Annotated in this window: 6 protein-coding genes; 5 read left to right on the top strand and 1 reads right to left on the bottom strand. The window is 70.1% G+C overall.

The features are described 5' to 3' along the window. The 3 genes from D7V77_RS08445 to D7V77_RS08435 all read left to right on the top strand — a co-directional run. Nucleotides 1–969 (top strand): NAD(P)-dependent alcohol dehydrogenase (locus tag D7V77_RS08445; RefSeq protein WP_147452014.1); only part of this gene is annotated, 969 nt, incomplete at its 5' end. A gap of 107 nt (nucleotides 970–1,076) precedes the next feature. Then, nucleotides 1,077–2,444, top strand: a complete 1,368-nt coding sequence (locus D7V77_RS08440; RefSeq protein WP_120575756.1) for a pitrilysin family protein — start codon at nucleotides 1,077–1,079, stop codon at nucleotides 2,442–2,444. Beyond that, nucleotides 2,444–4,030, top strand: a complete 1,587-nt coding sequence (locus tag D7V77_RS08435) for a pitrilysin family protein (RefSeq protein ID WP_120575755.1) — start codon at nucleotides 2,444–2,446, stop codon at nucleotides 4,028–4,030. The genes D7V77_RS08440 and D7V77_RS08435 overlap by 1 nt, the downstream gene beginning before the upstream one ends. Before the next feature lie 22 nt (nucleotides 4,031–4,052). Here the strand turns inward: D7V77_RS08435 and D7V77_RS08430 are convergent, their stop codons facing one another. Continuing rightward, nucleotides 4,053–5,066 carry a DUF3616 domain-containing protein gene (locus tag D7V77_RS08430; protein ID WP_120575754.1) on the bottom strand — a complete coding sequence of 338 codons (1,014 nt, stop codon included), beginning with the start codon at nucleotides 5,064–5,066 and terminating at the stop codon, nucleotides 4,053–4,055. Between the two features lie 196 nt (nucleotides 5,067–5,262). Here D7V77_RS08430 and D7V77_RS08425 point away from each other — a divergent pair, with 196 nt between their 5' ends. Together D7V77_RS08425 and D7V77_RS08420 are read left to right on the top strand one after the other, a co-directional pair. After that, nucleotides 5,263–7,146, top strand: coding sequence for an OmpA family protein (locus D7V77_RS08425; RefSeq protein ID WP_120575753.1), 1,884 nt, complete (start codon nucleotides 5,263–5,265; stop codon nucleotides 7,144–7,146). A 257-nt stretch (nucleotides 7,147–7,403) separates the two neighbouring features. Continuing rightward, on the top strand, nucleotides 7,404–21,248 hold the full coding sequence (locus D7V77_RS08420) for a non-ribosomal peptide synthetase (RefSeq protein ID WP_158624357.1): 13,845 nt from the start codon (nucleotides 7,404–7,406) through the stop codon (nucleotides 21,246–21,248). Nucleotides 21,249–21,257 lie beyond the last annotated feature (9 nt).

Below are 21,257 nucleotides of genomic sequence, written 5' to 3'. Positions count from 1 at the left end.
AGTTGGACCCTCGTGGACGCGCCCCAGCCCCAACCGGGCCCCGGCCAGGCGCTCGTCCGCATCCACGCTGTCTCCCTCAACTACCGCGACCTCATCATCGCCCGCGGCACCTACCCCGGCCTCAAGCTCCCCCTCATCCCCTGCTCCGACGGCGCCGGCCAGGTCGTCGCCGTGGGATCCGGCGTCACCCGCGTGAAGGTCGGCGACCGCGTCGCCCCCACCTTCTTCCAGGTCTGGACCGACGGCGAACGCACCCCGGAGAAGGTCGCCCACGCGCTCGGTGGCGGCGTCCCCGGCGTCCTCGCTGAATACGTCTGCGTGGACGCCGAAGGGCTGGTGCTCCTCCCGGACTGGCTCTCCTATGAGGAGGGCGCCACCCTCCCCTGCGCCGCCGTCACCGCCTGGAACGCGCTCGTCCCCCAGGGCGGCCTCAAGCGCGGTCAGACCGTGCTCGCGCAGGGCACCGGCGGCGTGTCCATCTTCGCCCTCCAGTTCGCCCGCATCCTTGGTGCCCGCGTCCTCATCACCTCCAGCCAGGACGACAAGCTCCAGCGCGCGAAGCAGCTGGGCGCGCAGGGGCTCATCAACTACCGCCAGACTCCGGACTGGGAGGAGGCCGTGCTCACCCTCACCGGCAACCAGGGCGTGGACCATGTGCTGGAGGTCGGTGGCGCGGGCACGCTGCCCCGCTCCATCGCGGCCACCAAGGAGGGCGGCCACATCGCGCTCATCGGCCTGCTCACCGGCGCCCCCGGCAAGCCGGACACCACCGCCACCAGCGCCAAACACCTGCGTGTCGTCAGCACCTACGTGGGCAGCCGCGAGATGTTCGAGGACATGCTCAAGGCCATGTCCCAGGAACAGACCCGGCCCGTCATCGACCGCGTCTTCCCCTTCGCCCAGGCTCGCGAAGCGCTCCAGTACATGGAGTCCGGCGGCCACTTCGGGAAGATCGTCATCACCCTGTGAGGCGTGGCTCTGGCGCACAGGTGACATGCGCCGACAGAAAGCCACCCACCCCGGGCCTACCTCCGGCGTAACGTCCCGCGCGTTCCCAGCACCGAAAGGGTCCGCGCATGCGCCGCCTGTTGCCCCTCCTGCTGCTGCTCCTGATGATGCCGGCGCTGCCGGCGTCCGCGCAGCAGCCTCCAGACGCCTCCCGCTTCTTCCCCTACACGCTGAACACCACGCGCCTGCCCAACGGGCTCACCGTGGTGCGCGTGCCGTTCAACTCTCCCGGCATCGTCGCGTACGTCACCGCCGTGCGCGTGGGTTCGCGCAACGAGGTGGAGCCCGGCCGCACCGGCTTCGCCCACTTCTTCGAACACATGATGTTCAAGGGGACCAAGGCGAACCCGGAGGGCCAGCGCGAGCGAATCCTCGGCGGCTTCGGCTTCGACGACAACGCGTTCACCACCGACGACATCACCGTGTACCAGGTGTACGGCCCCACCGCCGGCCTGGAGAAACTCATCGCGCTGGAGGCCGACCGCTTCCAGAACCTGGAGTATTCCGAGCCAGCCTTCCAGACGGAGGCGCTCGCCGTCCTGGGCGAGTACCACAAGAACGCCGCGGGCCCGGACCTCAAGCTGGAGGAGGCCCTGGCGAAGACGGCCTTCACCCGCCACACGTACCAGCACACCACGCTGGGCTTCTACGAAGACATTCAAGCAATGCCCAAGGCGTACGCGTACAGCCGCTCGTTCTTCGAGCGCTGGTACACGCCCGCCAACACCACCCTCTTCATCGTGGGTGACTTCAACGACGCGCAGGTCGTCTCGCAGGTGACCAAGGCCTACGGCGGATGGCAGCGCCAGCCCACCAGCGTCATCATCCCCACCGAGCCCCCGCAGACGAGTCAGCGCACCGTCCACGTGGACTGGCCGCAGCCCACGCAGCCGCGCCACGTGCTCGCGTGGCACACGCCCGCCGCCCGCGCGGACACGGCCGACGCCGCCATCCAGACCATCCTCGCCGAGTACCTCGTGGGCGACACCAGCCCCGCGTACAAGGAACTGGTGCTGGAGAAGCAGTACGTCGAGTCGCTGAACGTCTACACGACGCCGCACCGCGACCCGTACCTGTTCCCCATCGACGCCACGTTGCAGGACGAGAAGTTCCGCGCCGACGTGGACGCCGTTCTGCGCCGCGAGGTGACGGCCGTGGCCGGCGCCCCGGTGGACGGCGTGCGCTTGAAGGCCATCCAGGACCACCTGCGCTATGGCCTGCTGATGGACCTGGAGACGCCGCGCGACGTGGCCATCGACCTGGCCCTCTACGCGGGCGTGATGGGCCGCCCCGACGCGCTCGCCAGCTATCTGAAGCAGCTGGGCAGCGTGACGCCCCAGCAGATCACCCTGTTCGCGAGGAAGTACCTCGAGGACAAGAACCTCACCGTCCTCACCCTCACCCCCAAGGCCGTCGCCGCCGGAGGGACGCCGTGATGAAGACCCGCGCCATCGTGTCGCTCGTCCTGGCCGCCGCGCTGTCACTCGCCGGCTGCGCCCACCACAAGCCTCCCGAGGAACCGCCCCCGACTCCGACGCCCACGCCGCCTCCCGAACCGGGCTCCGTGCCCGCGGTGCCGCTGAATGAGCCGCCGCCGATGCACCTCGTGGTGCAGGCCCGTGCGGACACGCCCATCGTCAGCCTGCGGCTCGTCTTCCACACGGGCTCCATCGACGACCCGAAGGGCAAGGAGGGCCTCACCGCCCTCACCGCGAAGCTGATGGCGGAGGGCGGCACGCAGCGGCTCACCGCCGCGCAGCTGCTGGAAGCGCTCTACCCCATGGCCGCCGAGCTCAAGGTCTTCACCGACAAGGAGATGACCACCCTCTCCGGCCGCGTCCACCAGGACTTCCTGCCCGCGTTCCTGCTGCTCTTCACGGACACGCTGCTCCAGCCGCGCTTCGACCCCGCGGAGTTCGAGCGCCTGCGCGCCAACGCGCTCAATGCCGTGCGCAACGGCCTGCGCAGCGAGGACGACGAGACGCTCGGCAAGGTGGGCCTGGACGCGCTCATCTACGCGGGGCACCCGTACGCCCACTACACCGGCGGCACCGTGCAGGGGCTCCAGTCCCTCACGCTGGAGGACGTGAAGGCGCACGCGCGCCGCGTCTTCACGCAGGACCGGCTCGTCATCGGGCTCGCGGGCCCGGTGGACGCGAACCTCCAGCAGACCATGACGTCGCGCCTGAGCGCGCTGCCCGCCAAGGGCGCGCCCCGGGTGGAGCTGCCCACCGTGAAGTCCTCCGCGGGGCGCACGCTCATCCTCCAGAAGCCCACGCTCTCCACCGCCGTGAGCATGGGCTTCGTCACGCCGATGCGCCGGGGTGACCCGGACTTCTTCCCGGTGGCGTTCGCGCTGTCGAACCTGGGCGAGCACCGCCAGTTCATCGGCGTGCTCTTCAACGAGCTTCGCGAGCAGCGCGGCCTCAACTACGGCGACTACGCCTACGCCGAGCACTTCATCGAGGACCGGGGCAACGGCACCTTCAACCGCACCAACCTGGTGCGCACCCAGCAGGACGTGTCCATCTGGCTGCGCCCCGTGGTGCCCGCCAACGGCGTGTTCGCCACGCGCGGCGCGGTGTTCTTCCTGGAGCGCATGTCGAAGGAGCCCCTCACCCCGGAGCGCTTCAACCTGGTGCGCGGCTTCCTCCAGGGCTACACGCGCCTGTGGGAGCAGACCGACCAGCGGCGGCTGGGCTTCGCCATCGACTCGCTCTACTACGGCACGCCTGACTTCCTGAACGCCTACCGCTCCGCGCTGACGACGATGACGCCGGAGTCCGTGCAGGCCGCCGTCAAACGGCAGCTGGCGCCGGAGAAGCTGGCGCTCGTGTACGTCACGGAGGATGCGCAGGGGCTGGCGGAGAAGCTGAAGTCCGGCGCGCCTTCGCCCATCACCTACGCGTCGCCCAAGCCGCCGGAGCTGCTCAAGCTGGATGAGCTCATCATCCAGCAGAAGCTGCCGGTGCGTCCGGACGCCGTGCAGATTGTCCCGGCGTCGGGGTTCATGGAGCGCTGACGTCCGCGCGCCCTTCCGGCGCTCAGGGGCTTTCCGGCAACGCCGTCCACACGCCGCGGAAGCGCTTGAGCGCCGGATCCTTCTGGCGCTTGCACTCCACGCCGTCCACCTGCACGGTGCCGTCGTCGCTGAGCAGCAGGATGTCCTCCGACGTGTCGGGCGTGAAGAACGCCTCCGGGTTCACGCCGGACAGGTCCACCGACGTCACCGGCACCGGCGCGTCGGCTCCGCCCTTCCAGGTGAACAGGCGCGACTTCGCCTCGGAGGCGGTGGCCCCCGCCATGAGGAGGTAGCGCCCCCGCCACGACGACAGCGAGCGGATGCCCAATCCGCCCAGTTCCAGCAGCCGGGGCTCACCGAAGCGCGCGGTCGCGCCGTCGCGCACCACCGCCTCCGGGTTCAAGAGCGGCACCACCAGCGCCTTGCCTTGCGTCAGCGGGCTGCGGAAACCAATCAGCATCCCGGGCGCGTCCAGCATCGCCGTCATGCCTTCGATGTTGAGCCCACCCGGCTCCTTGGGCGGCAGCGGCTCCGCCTGCGCGAGCCCGTACGGCGCGAGCCGGGCGTCCGCGAGCAGGTCCTCCAACAGCTGCGTGTACGGCTGCCCTACGAGCTGCACGTGCTCGGGGTCTTCCACGCCAGTGGCGAAGAAGCGCAGGCGCGCGGGCTGCTTCTTGCCGGAGCTGTTGCGGCCGTGCGACGTCAGCCAGAAGGCCAGGTTGCCCAGCCGCGAGCCCGCTTCGATGTCCGTCTCTGGCGGCTTCTTCTTCACCGGCAGGTCGAGCGACGGCGACAAGTCCACCGTGCGCAGCGGACGGCCTCCCTTCCGCGCATCGTAGACGCGCAGGATGTTGTCCTCGTCGTCCGCCACCACGAACAGGCCCTGGCCCAGCTCCACCGCGCCGGACGCGTCACAGCTGCCTTCGAAGACGACCGTGTTCGCGGGCGCGGCGTGCAGCGCGTCGCGCCGCACATTCGCCTCGCGGGTGCCACAGCCCGCCACCAGGACACATCCCCACAGGAGCCAGCGTTTCATGGCCCTTCTTCTCGCTGCTCGCACAGCGTCACGCGCGCCGGGAACCCAGGGGTCCCGCGTGAAATGTGTCGTATGCAACAAGACACACGGCGGATCCGAGATGATCGGGGTTTGTATAAATGGCATGGGGCTGTAGCTCACACCGCGGGGGTGGGTTTTCTTCCGGCGGGGGGAGGTGGGTGCTAAGAGCCTCAGGATGCAATGCCCCGACTCCGAACCTTCGTGGAGCCGGTCCGCGTGCGGCGCGGCCCTGCGACTCGCGCTCCTGGGCCTGCTGCTCACCACGGCAGCGGCCCACGCTCAACCAGACCCCTTCTCCCGAGGCTTCGACGCCGTCCCGGTGAAACCGACGGCCGCGCAGTCCAGCGGCATCGGCCTGGAAGGCGCCACCGTGGAACCGGTGGGCAGCTACCGGGGCGCTCTGCTCTTCGACTTCAACTGGCGCATCCTCGCGTTGAAGCTGGGCGACGAGAAGCTGGGGAACCTGCTGCCGTACCGGCTGGACGCGCACCTGCTGTTCTCCTACCAGCTGCTGGAGCGGTTGGAGCTGGGCGTGGACCTGCCCGTCACGCTCATCCAGGGCGACAACTTCTCGCTGCTGGGTGACGCGCTGAACGCGCCGGACTTCCCTGGCGCCGCGGGCGTGAGCGGCACCACGCTGGGCGACATCCGCGTGCTGCCTCGCGTGAGCCTGTTGAATCCGGACCGCTTCCCGTTGGGGCTCGCGCTGGTGGCGGAGGTGCGGCTGCCCACCGGCAGCGCGCAGAGCTTCACGGGTGAGAGCGGCGTGGTGTTCGCCCCGCGCCTGGCCGTGGAGAAGAAGCTGGGGCCCGTGCGCGTGCTGGGCAACGCGGGCGTGCTGCTGCGCCCCGCGGCGCAGTACCTCAACCTGCGCGTGGACGACGAGCTGACGCTGGGCGCGGGCGGCATCGTGGACCTGCCGGACATCAGCCGGCTGCGCGAGGTGAAGGCCACCGCGGAAATGCACCTGCGCACGCCGCTGGCGCGCCCCTTCAACTTCGACCAGGCGGATTCGCTCAAGTCGCCGTGGGAGCTGCTGGTGGGCGCCCGCGCGAAGGTGTGGGGCGACTGGGGCGTGGAGCTGGACGTGGGCCGCGGCCTCAACGTCACCACCGGCTACGGCCGTGAGGCCCTGCGGGTCATGCTGGCGCTGCGCTACGACAAGACCTTCAAGGACGAGGGCCCGGACTCCGACGGCGACGGCGTGCCCGACGTGCGCGACCGCTGCCCCACGCAGCCCGAGGACAAGGACGACTTCGAGGACTTCGACGGCTGCCCGGATCCGGACAACGACGGCGATGGCGTGGCGGACGGCGACGACATGTGCCCCAACAAGCCCGGCCCCAAGGAGAACAAGGGCTGCCCGGTGGAGCCGGACAAGGACACCGACGGCGACGGCGTCATCGACCCGCTGGACAAGTGCCCCCTGGTGCCCGGCCTGAAGGACTTCGACGGCTGCCCGGACACGGACTTCGACGAGATTCCGGACGGCGAGGACGACTGCCCCGACGTCGCCGGTCCGCCCGAGAACAACGGCTGCCCGTACGACGCTCCGCCCTACGTGGTGGTGGAGTCGGACCGCATCCGCATCAAGGGCAACATCCTCTTCGAGACGGGTTCCGCGGTCATCCAGAAGCAGTCGTACCCGCTGCTGGATGAGGTGGCGACGGTGCTCGCGAAGAACCCGACGCTGGGGCCCGTGCAGATTGAAGGGCACACGGACAACAAGGGCTCGCGTGCGCTCAACGTGGACCTGTCCAACCGGCGCGCGAAGTCGGTGCTCGAGTACCTGACGAAGAAGGGCATCGACCGCAAGCGCCTCACGTCGCAGGGCTTCGGGTTCGACCGGCCCATCGCCACCAACGACACGGCGCTCGGCCGCGCAAAGAACCGGCGCGTGGACTTCAAGCTGGTCAAGTCGGAGCTCGAATCCGGCCCGAAGGAGACCATCGTCCCCCACGGCCAGCCGCCGCCGCCCGGCACCGAGCCGGTTCCCGGACCGGGCGCGCCTCCCGCGACTCCCGCGCCTGGAACGGGCACACCGGCCGGCAAGAAGTAACGCGGACCCTTGGGACGGCCCGGCACCAGGGCCGTCCCAAATCGATACATTTGTTGTTTTACGGGATGACTGAAGGCCCGGGGCAAAATGCCCCGCTTCCAGGCCTCGTCTCCCCACCCGCACGACGCGTTCTGTCGAGTGCGCCGCGTCGGAAATAATCGGGAATATCGCCGAGGGTCAGTTTCACCCAGTACCCCTCGCTGACCAGTTATTCTCGAAACATGAGGACATTTGAAACAGAAGGTAACGGCGCGGGGATGACCCCGGAGCAGAAGCGCGCGCGGCTGGCGGAGCTGCTGCGCGGCAAGGTCCGGCCCACGCATGCACCGGTGTCCTTCAGCCAGGAGCGCATGTGGTTCCAGGACCGCCTGAGCCCTGGCAGCGCCGCCTTCAACATCCCGGTCCGCGTGCGGTTCTCCGGCGTGCTGGACGTGGCCGTGCTGCACGCCAGCCTCCAGGCGCTGGTGCGGCGTCACGCGCCGCTGCGCACCACCTTCGTCGAACAGGACGGCCGGCCGCTGCAGCACATCGCGCCCGCGTTGGAGCTCGCGCTGCCCCTGGTGGACCTCCAATCGCTGCCCGCGTCGGAGCGTGAGGCGGAGGCCATCCGGCTGATCACCGACGAGGCGCGCCAGCCGTTCGACCTGGAGAAGGGACCGCTGCTGCGCACCGTGCTGTACCGGATGGATGCGCTGGAGCATGTGCTGCTGCTCAAGCTGCACCACATCATCACGGACGGTTGGTCCATGGGCGTGCTGGTGCGCGAGCTGAGCGCGCTGTACCCGGCGCTCGCGGAAGGCAAGCCGTCACCGCTGGCCCCGCTGCCCATGCAGTACGCCGACTATGCGGCCTGGCAGCGTGAGTTCCTGCGCGGTGACGTGCTGGAGTCGCACCTGGGCTTCTGGCGTGAGCGGTTGGATCCGGACGCGGTGCTGGAGCTGCCCACCGACAGGCCCCGCCCCGCGGTCCTCTCCGGGCGCGGCGCGCGCATCAACGCGGTGCTGCCCGTCGCGCTCGTGGAGTCGCTGAAGGCGCTCGCGCTCGCGGAGGGCAACACGCTCTTCGGAGTGCTGCTCGCGGGCTTCCAGGTGCTGCTGTCGCGCTACAGCGGCCAGCAGGACGTGGTGGTGGGCACCTCCGTGGCTGGCCGTGGCCGCGCGGAGTTGGAAGGGCTCATCGGCCTGTTCACCAACTACCTGGCCTTCCGCACGGACCTGTCCGGCCAGCCGTCCTTCCGCGAGCTGCTCGGCCGCGTGCGCGAGACGACGCTGGAGTCCTACGCGCACCAGGACGTGCCCTTCGAGAAGCTGGTGGACGCGCTGAAGCCGGAGCGCCAGCTGAGCGTGAATCCCCTCTTCCAGGTGGCGCTGACGATGCAGAACGCGCCCCTGCCGCCGCTGCGATTGCCGGGGCTCGTCCTGGACGCGCAGCCGGTGGACAACCGCACCAGCAAGACGGACCTGTCGCTCATCGCCATGGAGGTGCCGCAGGGCATGCGCCTCACGGCGGAGTACAACACGGACCTCTTCGAGCCCGGTTCCATCCAGCGGCTGCTCGCGCACCTGCGCACGCTGCTGGAAGGCGTGGTCGCGGATCCGGGCCGGCGCGTCTCCGAGCTGCCCTTGATGGACTCGGCCGAAGCGACGCGGGTCCAGCGCGAGTGGGCCGGTGAAGCCGCGCCCTTCCCGGAGGACCGTTGCCTGCACACGCTCTTCGAGGCGCAGGCGCAGCGCACGCCCGAGGCCGTGGCCGTGCGGTTCCTGGGACAGGCGCTCACGTATGCGCAGCTGGATGCCCGCGCGAACCAGCTCGCTCATGCGCTGCGCCGCCGGGGCGTGGGGCCTGAGGCCCGGGTGGCCTTGAGCGTGGAGCGCTCACTGGACGTCGCCGTGGGATTGCTTGGCATCCTCAAGGCGGGCGGTGCGTGGGTGCCCGTGGATCCGATGCTGCCTCGGGAGCGGCTGGCCTTCATGCTGGAGGACAGCGACGCCTCCGTGCTGGTGACGCAGGCTCCGCTGTTGGAGCGCTTCCCGGAGGGAGCGCGCTCCCGTGCGCTGTGCCTCGATGTGGAGCGGGACGGGCTCGCGGGGGAGAGCGTGCTGGCTCCGGACTCCGGCGTGGGCCCCCGGAATCTCGCTTACGTGCTCTACACCTCTGGCAGCACGGGCATGCCCAAGGGGACCGCCATCGAGCACCGTGGCGTGTGCAACCTGGTCGCGCATGAGGCCACGGCCTACGGCATCGGGCCGGGCAGCCGCGTCCTCCAGTTCGCCAGCCTCTCGTTCGACCTGTCGGTGGAGGAGATCTTCACCACGCTGTGCAGCGGGGCCACGTTGGTGCTGGCACCGCTGGAAGACCTGATGCCCGGCGAGCCGCTGCGCAAGCTGCTGCGCGACGAGGCCCTGACGGTCATCAGCCTCACGCCAGCGACGCTCGCGGCCACGGCCCCTGAAGGACTGCCCGCGCTGCGGACCGTCATCTCCGGCGGTGAAGCGCTGCCTCCGGAAGTGGTGGCGCGGTGGGCTCCGGGCCGCGTGTTCATCAACACGTACGGCCCCACGGAAGCCACCGTCATGGCCACGCTCACCGAGTGCACTGCGGACGGACGTGTGCCGTCCATCGGCCGACCGCTGGCCAACGTGCGCGCGTACGTCCTGGATGCCCGGGGCGGGCTCGTGCCCGTGGGAGTGAAGGGCGAGCTGCACCTGGGCGGCGTGGGCGTGGCGCGAGGCTATGCGGGCCGGTCCGCGCTGACGGCCGAGCGCTTCGTGCCGGATGCCTTCTCCGGTGAAGCCGGAGCGCGGCTGTACCGCACGGGCGACGTGGTGCGCTGGCGCGAGGACGGCACGCTGGAGTTCGTGGGCCGGGCGGATGCGCAGGTGAAGGTGCGTGGCTTCCGCATCGAACTGGGTGAGGTGGAGACCGCGCTGGCGAAGCTGCCGCCCGTGCGGGACGCGGTGGTGGTAGCGCGCGAGGACGGGCCCGGCGGCAAGCGGCTGGTGGGCTACGTCGTGCTTCGCGATGGCGTTGACTCCAACAGCAGCGCGCTGCGGGCGGCCCTCAAGGACGCCCTGCCTGAGTACATGGTGCCGTCGGCCGTGGTGGTGCTGGCCACGCTCCCGCTCACGACCAACGGCAAGGTGGACCGCAAGGCGCTGCCGGCTCCGGACCTGGCGGGGGGTGATTCTCGGGAGTACGTGGCGCCTCGCACGCCCACCGAACAGCGCCTGGCGGGGCTGTGGCAGGAGCTGCTCTGCGTGACGCGCGTCGGGGCGAATGATCATTTCTTCGACCTGGGCGGCCATTCGCTGCTGGCCACGCAGGCGCTCAGCCGGATCCGTCAGGCCTTCTCGGTGGAGTTGCCCCTCCGGCGCCTGTTCGAAACTCCCACGCTGGACGCAGTGGCCCGTCTCATCGACGAGGCGCTCGCGGGCAAGGGGCAGCCGGTCCCGGCACCGCTCAAGCCACAGGAGGCCCGTGCGCGGCCCGCGCCCACGGTTCCGCTGGAGGACGTCGCGCGCGAGTGGGAGGCCCGCGCCGTCGCGCAGCCACGCGACACCGTGATGCCCTTCACGGCGGAGCTGCGCCAGCGGGTGCTGGTGGAATGGAACGCGACGACGACCGAGTACCCGCGCGACTCCACCCTTCCGGAAGTCTTCGAGCAGGTGGTGGCCCGCTTCCCGGAGAAGGTCGCCGTCGAGTTCGGAGATACGCGCCTCACGTACCGGCAACTGGATGAACGCGCCAATCGGCTTGCGTGGCATCTGCGCTCGCTGGGCGTGGACACGGATTCGCGTGTGGCCGTGGCCCTGGAGCGTTCGCTGGAGCTGGTCGTCTCGCTCGTCGCCATCCTCAAGGCGGGCGCGGCCTACGTGCCCCTGGATCCGGCCTATCCGCGCGCGCGTCTGGCCGCGATGGTGGAGGACGCACGGCCTCGCGTCCTCGTCACCTCTCGCGCGCTCCTGTCGAACCTGCCTCACGAGGAGCTGTTGCCCGTGGTGCTGGAGGAGCTGTCTCTCGACGTGATGCCTGCGCAGGCGCCTCCGCGAAGCGCCCTGCCCCAGAGCCTCGCGTACATCGACTTCACCTCCGGCTCCACCGGCAGGCCCAAGGGTGTCGGCACGCCTCACGCCGCCGTACTCCGCACCCTCTTCGGCGTCGACTACGCACGCTTCGGGCCCGACGAGACATTGTTGATGATGGCCCCCCTCGCCTTCGACGCCTCCACCTTCGAAGTCTGGGGCGCGCTGCTGCATGGCGCGAAGCTGGCCGTCTTCCCCGCGCACCCTCCAACGGATCCGCATGAACTGGAGCGGGTGCTCGTGCATCACGGCGTGACGACGCTGTGGCTCACCATTGGCTTCTTCACCCAGCTGGTGGATTCACACCTGCCCGCGCTGCGCACACTGCGCCAGGTGCTCACGGGCGGTGACGTCATCTCCGCGTCCCACGTGCGCCGCGTGCTGGAGCAGTTGGGCGTCCCCGTCAGCGCCTTCTATGGTCCGACGGAGACCACGGTCTTCGCCACCAGCCACCGCTTCACGCATGCCTCTCAGGTGGGCGCCTCCGTCCCGCTGGGCCGCCCGCACAGCAACATGCAGGTGTACGTGCTGGATGCCTCCGGCCAGCCCGTTCCTCCGGGCATCCAGGGCGAGCTGTTCATCGGTGGCGACGGACTCGCGCGCGGCTACGTGGGCCAGCCTTCGCTCACCTCGGAGCGATTCCTTCCCGACCCGTTCTCCTCCACTCCAGGCGCGCGCCTCTACCGTACCGGCGACCTCGGCCGCTGGCGTGAGGATGGCGTGCTGGAGTTCCTGGGCCGCGCGGACGCACAGGTGAAGGTGCGCGGTTTCCGCATCGAACTGCCCGAAATCGAAGCCGCCCTGCGCGCTCATCCCGAGGTGCGCGAGGCCGTCGTCATGGCCCGCGAGGACGTGCCCGGCGACAAGCGCCTCGTCGCCTACGTCGTCGCTCCTGAGTCCCTGGACGCGGCTGAACTGCGCGCGTTCCTCAAGCAGCGCCTGCCTGACTTCATGATGCCTTCGGCCATGGGGCGACTGGATGCCCTGCCCCTCAACTCCAACGGCAAGGTGGACCGCAAGGCCCTCCCCGCTCCCTCCACCTTCCAGACTCGCGCACGGACGCGCCCGCCGCGCACGGACACGGAGCGGTTGCTCGCCACGCTCTGGGAAGAGGTTCTCCAGACGGGCACGGTCGGCGCCGAGGACAACTTCTTCGACCTGGGCGGCAACTCGCTGAGCGCCACGCAGATCCTCTCGCGCATCCGGCGTGCGTTCCAGGCGGAGCTGTCCATCGCGAACTTCTTCGCGGCCCCCACCGTGGAAGCCATTGCCCGTCGTCTTGAAGCGCAAGGCCCGGTGCTCCCTGCCCTGGCCGTGCCCGCGCTCAGGCCGGTGCCGCGCGACGGCGGCCTGCCCCTGTCCTTCGCCCAGCAGCGGCTGTGGTTCTTCGCGAAGCTGGAGCCCGCGAGCACCGCGTACAACCTCCCCTTCGTCATGCGACTCGAAGGCACCCTCGATGTGCCCGCGCTCGCACGGGGCCTGCGAGAGCTGTCCCAGCGCCACGAATCCCTTCGCACCACCTTCCGGGAAGAGGCGTCCGGCCCCGTCCAGGTCATCAGCGCGTCCCCCACGCTGCCCGCGGGCTGGATGGACCTGAGCACGCTGCCTGATGCCGAGCGCGAGTTCAGCGCCATCCTCGACGAAGAGGCACGGCAGGTCTTCGACCTGGAAGCCGGTCCGCTCTGGCGCGTCCTCGTCGTGCGCATGGGCGCGCAGCACCACCTGCTGCTGCTCACCATGCACCACGTCATCTCCGACGCCTGGTCCATGGGCGTGCTCCTCCAGGAGTTGACCACGCTGTATGCCGCCCACGCGGATGGCCGGACGCCGCAACTCAAGCCGCTGCCCGTGCAGTACGCGGACTTCTCCGTCTGGCAGCGAGCCTGGCTGCGAGACGCGGCCCTGGAGTCCCAGCTCGGCTGGTGGCGCGAGCAACTCCACGGCGCGCCGAAGGCTTTGGAGCTGCCCACGGATCGGCCTCGTCCCGCGGCGCAGACCTTCCGTGGCGCGGTGGTGCCCTTCCAGTTCCCTCGCGAGCTGTCGGACGCGATGCAGGCGCTCTGCCGGAGCGAGGGCGTCACTCCCTCCATGGTGGTGCTGGCCGCGTCCCAGGTGCTGCTCTCGCGCTACAGCGGACAGGAGGACGTCTCCGTGGGCTCGCCCATCGCGGGCCGGCACCACGCGGAGTTGGAAGGGCTCATCGGCTTCTTCGTCAACACGCTGGTGCTGCGCACGAAGCTGGACGGAGACCCGAGCTTCCGCGAACTGCTCGCCCGCGTGCGCGACGTGGCCCTGGGTGCGTACGCGCATCAGGACATGCCCTTCGAGAAACTGGTGGAGGCGCTCCGGCCGGAGCGTGACCCGCGCCGCACGCCGCTCTTCCAGGTGATGCTCGCGTACCAGAACGCGCCCATGCCGGAGACCCTGAGCACGGGCCTCAAGCTCCAGCCGCTGGAGCCCCGGGGCGGCACCGCGAAGTTCGACCTCACCCTGGCGCTGAACGACACCGCCGACGGGCTGAAGGGCCTGCTCGAATACAACACCGACCTCTTCGACGCCTCGACCGCCAGCCGCATGGTGGGCCACCTGCGCGCGTTGCTGGCCGGCGCCCTCCACGCACCGGAGCGCCGCCTCTCCGCGCTGCCCATGCTCACGCTCGAGGAGCGCGGGCTCCTGCTCCACTCGTGGAGCGAAACCGGCGCGGCCACGGCGGAGGATGCCTCCCTGCACCGGCTCCTCCAGGCACAGGCCCTGCGCCATCCCGACGCGATCGCCGTCGAGCACGACGGCCAGGTCCTGACCTGGGCGGAGGCTCACCACCGGGCCCGGGAGGTCCTCCGAGAGCTGCGCAGGCGCGGTGTGGTGGCCCTGCCTCCCGCGCCGCCTCTCGTGCCCGTGTCCCGCACGGGCCCGCTGCCCCTGTCCTTCGCCCAGCAGCGACTGTGGCTCATTGATCAGCTGGAGCCGGGCAGCGCCGCCTACAACATCTTCCTGGCCCTGCGCGTGGAGGGCGCGCTGGACGTGTCCGCGTTGGAGCAGGCCTTCGCCGCGCTCATCGCCCGCCACGAATCCCTGCGCACCGTCTTCATCGCGAAGGAGGGCCAGCCCGCCCAGGTCATCCTCGCCGAAGTGCCGTTCGCCCTGGAGGCGGTGGAGCTGGGCGAGGTCTCCCGCGAAGCGATGGACGAGCGGCTGCGTGAAGAGGCGCGGCGCCCGTTCGACCTGGAGCGGGGGCCACTGCTGCGCGTCTCGCTGTTGCGCCTGGGCGCAGGGGAGCACGTGCTGTGGCTGAACATGCACCACATCGTCTCCGACGGTTGGTCCATGGGCGTGCTCGTGCGGGAGCTGTCCGCGCTGTACGGCGCCCGGGTTTCGGGCCAGCCGTCGCCGCTGCCTCCCCTGCCGGTCCAGTACGCGGACCACGCGGCCTGGCAGCGCGACTGGTTGAAGGACGAGGTCCTGGATCACCACCTCGCGTACTGGCGCCGTCAGCTCTCCGGAGCGCCGCCACTGCTGGAGCTGCCCACCGACAAGCCGCGTCCGCGCGTCCTGTCTCCCCAGGGTTCGCAGGTGCCCGTGCAGTTGCCCGGAGCGCTGTCGGAGTCCCTCCAGGCGATGTGCCAACGCGAAGGCGTCACGCTCTTCATGGCCCTGGTGGCGGCATGGCAGGCGCTGCTCTCACGCTACAGCGGACAGGAAGATGTCTCCGTGGGCTCGCCCATCGCGGGCCGTACGCACGAGGACACGGAGGGGCTCATCGGCTTCTTCGTCAACACGCTGGTGCTGCGCACGCACGTCGACCCGAAGGCCACCTTCCGCCAGCTGCTGGCCCAGGTGCGCGCCACCACGCTCGCCGCCTACGAACACCAGGATGCTCCCTTCGAGAAGCTGGTGGAGGAGCTTCAGCCCAAGCGCAGCCTGAGCCACTCGCCGCTCTTCCAGGCCGTGCTCGCGCTGCAGAACGCGCCGACGCAGCCGCTGGTGCTGCCGAGCGGACCTGGTGTTTCCGAGCCGGTGCGGCTCCTGCCCCTGGAGCAGACCGAACAGACCACGCAGTTCGACCTCACCCTGGCCCTGGCACAGACCGCGCAAGGCCTGCGGGGCGCGCTCAGCTACCGCACGGACCTGTTCGAAGCCTCCACCGCCTCCCGGATGGTGGAGCATCTGCGCACGCTGCTGGAGGCCGTGGCCGCGAAGCCTGATCAGCCCCTGGGTGAGCTCTCCCTCCTCACCCGCGACGAACGCCAGCGCATCCTCGTGGCGTGGAACGACACCGCCGTCACCAGCCCCACGGACATCCCCGTCCACGTCCACTTCGCCCGGCAGGCACAGCGCACGCCTCACGCGGTCGCGCTCGTGCTGGGGGATGATTCGCTGACGTACGCCCAGCTGGACGCGCGCGCGAACCAACTGGCCTGGCACCTGCGCTCGCAGGGCATCGCCCCGGGTGCACGCGTCGGGCTCGCCGTCGAGCGTTCCTTCGAGTTGGTGACGGCGATGCTCGCCATCCTCAAGTTGGGCGCGGCCTTCGTTCCCGTGGACCGCAACGCGCCCGTGGAGCGCACCGCGGCCCTGCTGGAGGACGCGGACGTCCGCGTGACGGTGACCCACCAGCCGTTCGCGCCGTTGCTGCCGGCCGCCGGTGGTCGTGTCTGGCTGGATGCCCAGCGGGACGTCATCGCCGCGTTGCCCACGCATGCACCCGACCTCCGCGTGGACGGTGAAGCCCTGGCGTACATCATGTTCACCTCCGGCAGCACCGGCCGTCCCAAGGGCGTCTGCGTGCCGCACCGGGGCATCACCCGGCTGGTGCTCGGCAGCACCTTCATGCGCTTCGGGCCCGACGAGGTCTGGCTCCAGTTCGCGCCCGTTGCCTTCGACGCGTCCACGCTCGAAATCTGGGGCGCGCTGCTGCACGGCGCGAACCTCGTCCTTCCGCCTCCGCATGTCCTGTCATTGGAGGAACTGAGCGGACAGCTTCGCCGCCACCGCGTGACGTCGATGTTCCTCACGACCGCGCTCTTCGAGCAGCTCGTCCTGAACCAGGGCGAAGTCCTGTCGGAGGTGCGTCAGGTGCTCGCGGGCGGAGAGGTGATGCCGTGGCCCCGCATGCGCGACCACCTGGCCCGCATCCCTGAAGGCGCGACGGTCATTCATGCCTACGGCCCGACGGAGAACACGACCTTCTCCACCACGCTGCCCCTGAACCGGGACGCGCGAGTAGAGGGCCCGGTGTCCATTGGCCGTCCCATCCCGAACGCCACCGCGTACGTGCTGGATGCGAACCTGCTACCGGTGCCCGTGGGCGTCGCCGGGGAGGTGTACGTCGGCGGCAAGGGCCTGGCCTGGGGCTACCTGAACCGCCCCGAGCTGACCGCCGAGCGCTTCGTCCCCCATCCCTTCGCGTCCACTCCGGGCGAGCGCCTCTACCGCACGGGAGACAAGGCGCGCTGGCTTGCGGACGGCACGCTCGACTTCCTGGGCCGCGTCGACTTCCAGGTGAAGGTGCGCGGCTTCCGCATCGAGCTGGGTGAAATCGAAGCGGCGCTGCGACAGGTGGAGTCGGTGAAGGAAGCCATCGTGGTGGCGAGGGGCGAGACCACGGAGAAGCAGCTCGTCGCGTACGTGGCGCCGAAGTCTGGCGAGACGCTGGACGTGGACGCGCTGAAGGCACACCTGCGTCAGCGCCTACCGGAGGCCATGGTGCCCGGCGTGGTGGTGGTGCTGGAGGCACTGCCGCTCAACGTCAACGGCAAGGTGGACCGCAAGGCGTTGCCGGAACCGGAAGCGCCGACGGCCAGCAGCACGTACGAAGCGCCTCGCACGGAGCTGGAAGCGAAGCTGGCGGCCATCTGGGCGCAGGTGCTGCGCGTGCCCCGCGTCGGCGTGAAGGATGACTTCTTCGCGCTGGGTGGGCACTCGTTGCTCGCGACGCAGGTGGTGTCGCGGGTGCGCGCGGAGACGGGCGCGGAGCTTCCGCTGCGCACGCTGTTCGAAGCCCCCACCGTGGAGGCGCTGGCCTCACGCATCGAAGCCGCCTCACGTGCTCAGCAGGGCGCACGGCGTCCACCGCTGGTGCCCGTTCCTCGCAACGGCCCGCTGCCACTGTCCTTCGCGCAGCAGCGGCTGTGGTTCCTCGACCGGCTCAACCCGGAGAGCGTCCACTACAACGTCCCTGCCGCCTTGCGGCTCGACGGGCCTCTGGACGCAGCCGCGCTGGCTCAAGGCCTCCAGGCGCTCGTCCAGCGCCATGAAGCCCTGCGCACCACGTTCCACGCGCGCGAGGACGGCGAGCCCGTCCAGCACCCGCACGCGCATGCGGAGCTGTCCATGGCTCAGGTGGATTTGAGCCACCTGCCCGAGGCGGAGCAGGACGCGGAGGCCCGGCGACGGGCCCTGGAGGAAGCGCTCCTCCCGTTCGACCTGACGCGCGCGCCCCTGATGCGCGCCACCTTGATGCGCCTGTCCGCGCGACGCCACGTGCTGCTCGTCACGCTGCACCACATCGTCTCGGATGGCTGGTCCAACCGCGTCCTCGTCGAGGAGTTGAGGGCGCTCCATGCCGCGTTCTCGAAGGGTGAGCCGTCGCCCCTGTCACCGCTGGCACTCCAGTACGCGGACTACGCGGCCTGGCAACGGAGCTGGCTCCAGGGCGAGGTGCTGGAGCAGCAGCTGGGGTGGTGGAAGCAGCAGCTCGACGGCGTGCCGCATGCGCTGGAGCTGCCCACGGACAAGCCTCGTCCATCCGTGCAGACCTACCGTGGCGCGCAGGTGTCCGTGCGGCTGTCACAGGCCGCCACGCGGGGACTCAAGGCCCTCTGCCAGCAGGAGGTCACCACGCCGTTCATGGCGCTGCTCGCGCTCTGGCAGGTCCTGCTGGCGTTGTACTCGGGACAGGAGGACTTCGCCGTCGGCTCGCCCATCGCGGGCCGTGAGCAGGGGGAGTTGGAGGGACTCGTCGGCTTCTTCGTGAACACGCTGGCGCTGCGGGCCCGGGTGGACCGCCGGGGCTCGTTCCGGCAGTTGCTGCGCCGGGTGAAGGAGGTGGCGCTGGGCGCGTATGCCCACCAGGACCTGCCCTTCGAGCGATTGGTGGAAGCGTTGAGGCCCGCGCGAGACCCGAGCCGCGCGCCGCTGTTCCAGGTGCTCTTCACACCGCGGGACGGCGCTCCGCCTGCACCGGCCGGGGAGGAACTGACGCTGCGCCCGTTGGACGTGGAGGAGACCACGTCCAAGTTCGACCTGGAGTTGAGCCTGGTGGAGTCACCCGAGGGCTTCACGGGAGCGCTGGTCTACAACACCGCCCTGTTCGAGCCGCGCACGGCCGCGCGCATGGCGGAGCACCTCCGCACGCTGGCGGAAGCGCTCGTGGCCCGGCCCGAGGCGCCCCTGGCGGCCATGTCCCTGCTGACAGAGGAAGAGCGCCAGCACGTGTTGGTGGAGTGGAATGCGACGGCGACCGAATACCCGCGCGACTCCACCCTTCCGGAAGTCTTCGAGCAGGTGGTGACCCGCTTCCCGGAGAAGGTCGCCGTTGAGTTCGGCGATACGCGCCTCACCTACCGGCAGCTGGATGAACGCGCCAATCGGCTTGCGTGGCATCTGCGCTCGATGGGCGTGGACACGGATTCGCGCGTGGCCGTGGCCCTGGAGCGTTCTCTGGAGCTGGTCGTCTCGCTCGTCGCCATCCTCAAGGCGGGCGCGGCCTACGTGCCGCTGGATCCGGCCTATCCGCGCTCGCGTCTGGCCGCGATGGTGGAGGACGCACGGCCTCCCGTCCTCGTCACCTCTCGCGCGCTCCTGTCGAATTTGCCTCACGAGCACCTGTTGCCCGTGGTGCTGGAGGAGCTGTCTCTCGACGTGATGCCCGCGCATGCGCCTCCACGGAGCGCCCTGCCGCAGAGCCTCGCGTACATCGACTTCACCTCCGGCTCCACCGGCAGGCCCAAGGGTGTCGGCACGCCTCACGCCGCCGTACTCCGCACCCTCTTCGGCGTCGACTACGCACGCTTCGGACCTGAAGAGACGCTGCTGCTCATGGCGCCCCTCGCCTTCGACGCCTCCACCTTCGAAGTCTGGGGCGCGCTGCTGCATGGCGCGAAGCTGGCCGTCTTCCCCGCGCACCCTCCAACGGATCCGCATGAACTGGAGCAGGTGCTGGTGCACCACGGCGTGACGACGCTGTGGCTCACCGTGGGCCTCTTCACCCAGTTGGTGGATACGCATCTGCCCGCGCTGCGCACGCTGCGCCAGGTGCTCACAGGTGGTGACGTCATCTCCGCGTCCCACGTGCGTCGCGTGCTGGAGCAAATCAACGTCCCCATCACCGCCTGCTATGGCCCGACGGAGACCACGGTCTTCGCCACCAGCCACCGCTTCACGCATGCCTCCCAGGTGGGCGCATCCACTCCGCTGGGCCGCCCCCTGGGCAACACGCAGGTGTACGTGCTGGATGCCTCCGGCCAGCCCCTTCCTCCGGGCATCCAGGGCGAGCTGTTCATCGGTGGCGACGGACTCGCGCGCGGCTACGTGGGCCAGCCTTCGCTCACCGCGGAGCGCTTCGTCCCCGACCCGTTCTCCTCCACTCCCGGGGCGCGCCTCTACCGTACCGGCGACCTCGGCCGTTGGCGTGAGGACGGCGTGCTGGAGTTCCTGGGCCGCGCGGACGCACAGGTGAAGGTGCGCGGCTTCCGCATCGAACTGGCGGAGATCGAGGCCGCGCTCCTCGCCCACCCATCGGTGCGGAGCGCCGTCGTCATGGCCCGCGAGGACGTGCCCGGCGACAAGCGCCTCGTCGCCTATGTCGCGCCCACCCCCCTGGACGTGGCCGAGCTGCGCGCGTTCCTCAAGCAGCGGCTGCCCGACTACTCGGTGCCTTCCGCCATGGTGTGTCTGGACGCCCTGCCTCTCACCGCCAACGGCAAGGTCGACCGCAAGGCCCTCCCCGCGCCCGAGTCCGCGGCCTCCGCGTCCGGAAGCCACGTCGCGCCTCGCACGCCCCTGGAGGAGCAGCTGGCCTGGTCCTTCGCGGAGGTGCTGCGCGTGCCTCGCGTCAGCATCACCGACAACTTCTTCGAGCTGGGCGGACACTCCCTGCTGGCCCTGCGGTTGATCGCCTCCATCCGCGTGCACACCGGGCACCTGGTTCCCATGGCGGCCCTCTTCCAGCACGGCACCGTCGAGCAACTGGCGCAGCGGATCCAACAGGAGACCACCCCGCTTCCCGCCAACCTCGTGCGACTGAAAGCGGGCACCGCGGAGAAGCAGCCCCTCTTCCTCGTTCACGGCGGAGGCGGCGGCGTGCTGGGCTACTCCGAGTTCGTCCGCCAGTTGGGCAACGACCGGCCCGTCTATGGACTGTCCGCGTCGGGCCTGGAGGGCGGCGCCCTTCCTCCCGCATCCGTCGAGGCACTGGCGCGCGACTACCTGAACCAGCTGCGCACCGTGCAGCCGCAGGGGCCGTACCTGCTGGGCGGCTGGTCCTTCGGCGGGCTCGTCGCGCTGGAGATGGCGCGTCAGCTCCAAGCCCTGGGTGAAGGGGTGGAGCTGCTGACCCTGATGGACTCCACCGTGCCCACGCCCCAACCACGTCCGGAAGCCGACCCGCTCGGACTGCTGGCGCTCGTCGGGCGGACGCTCGGCCTGCGCTGGCAGGACCTGTCCCTGGACCTGGAGCAACTGCGGCGCATGGAGCCGCGCGAACGCCTCGCGTACGTCCTGGAGCAGCTCAAGGGAAGCAACCTGGGGCTGGACCTGGCTGCCGCCGAGCGCCTCTTCGAAATGCACACGCGGTTCTACGAAGCCCAGCGCCTCTACGTGCCTGACGGTGGCTACTCGGGCCCCACGCTCCTCTTCCGGGCCACCGCGGGGCCTCGTGATGCCGACGAGCCCGCATGGAGCACGTGGCTCACGGGGTCCGTGACTTCGTACGACGTGGCGGGAGACCACTACACGATGCTGAGCGCGCCCCACGCATCGTCGGTGGCGGAGCAGCTCCTCCACCACCTGCGGACGCTGTAGCGCGAAGGA

Origin of the sequence: Corallococcus sp. CA041A (assembly GCF_003612075.1) — a bacterium.
In the GTDB taxonomy this organism is placed as follows: domain Bacteria; phylum Myxococcota; class Myxococcia; order Myxococcales; family Myxococcaceae; genus Corallococcus; species Corallococcus exiguus.
This window is presented reverse-complemented; position numbering and strand designations above follow the sequence as displayed.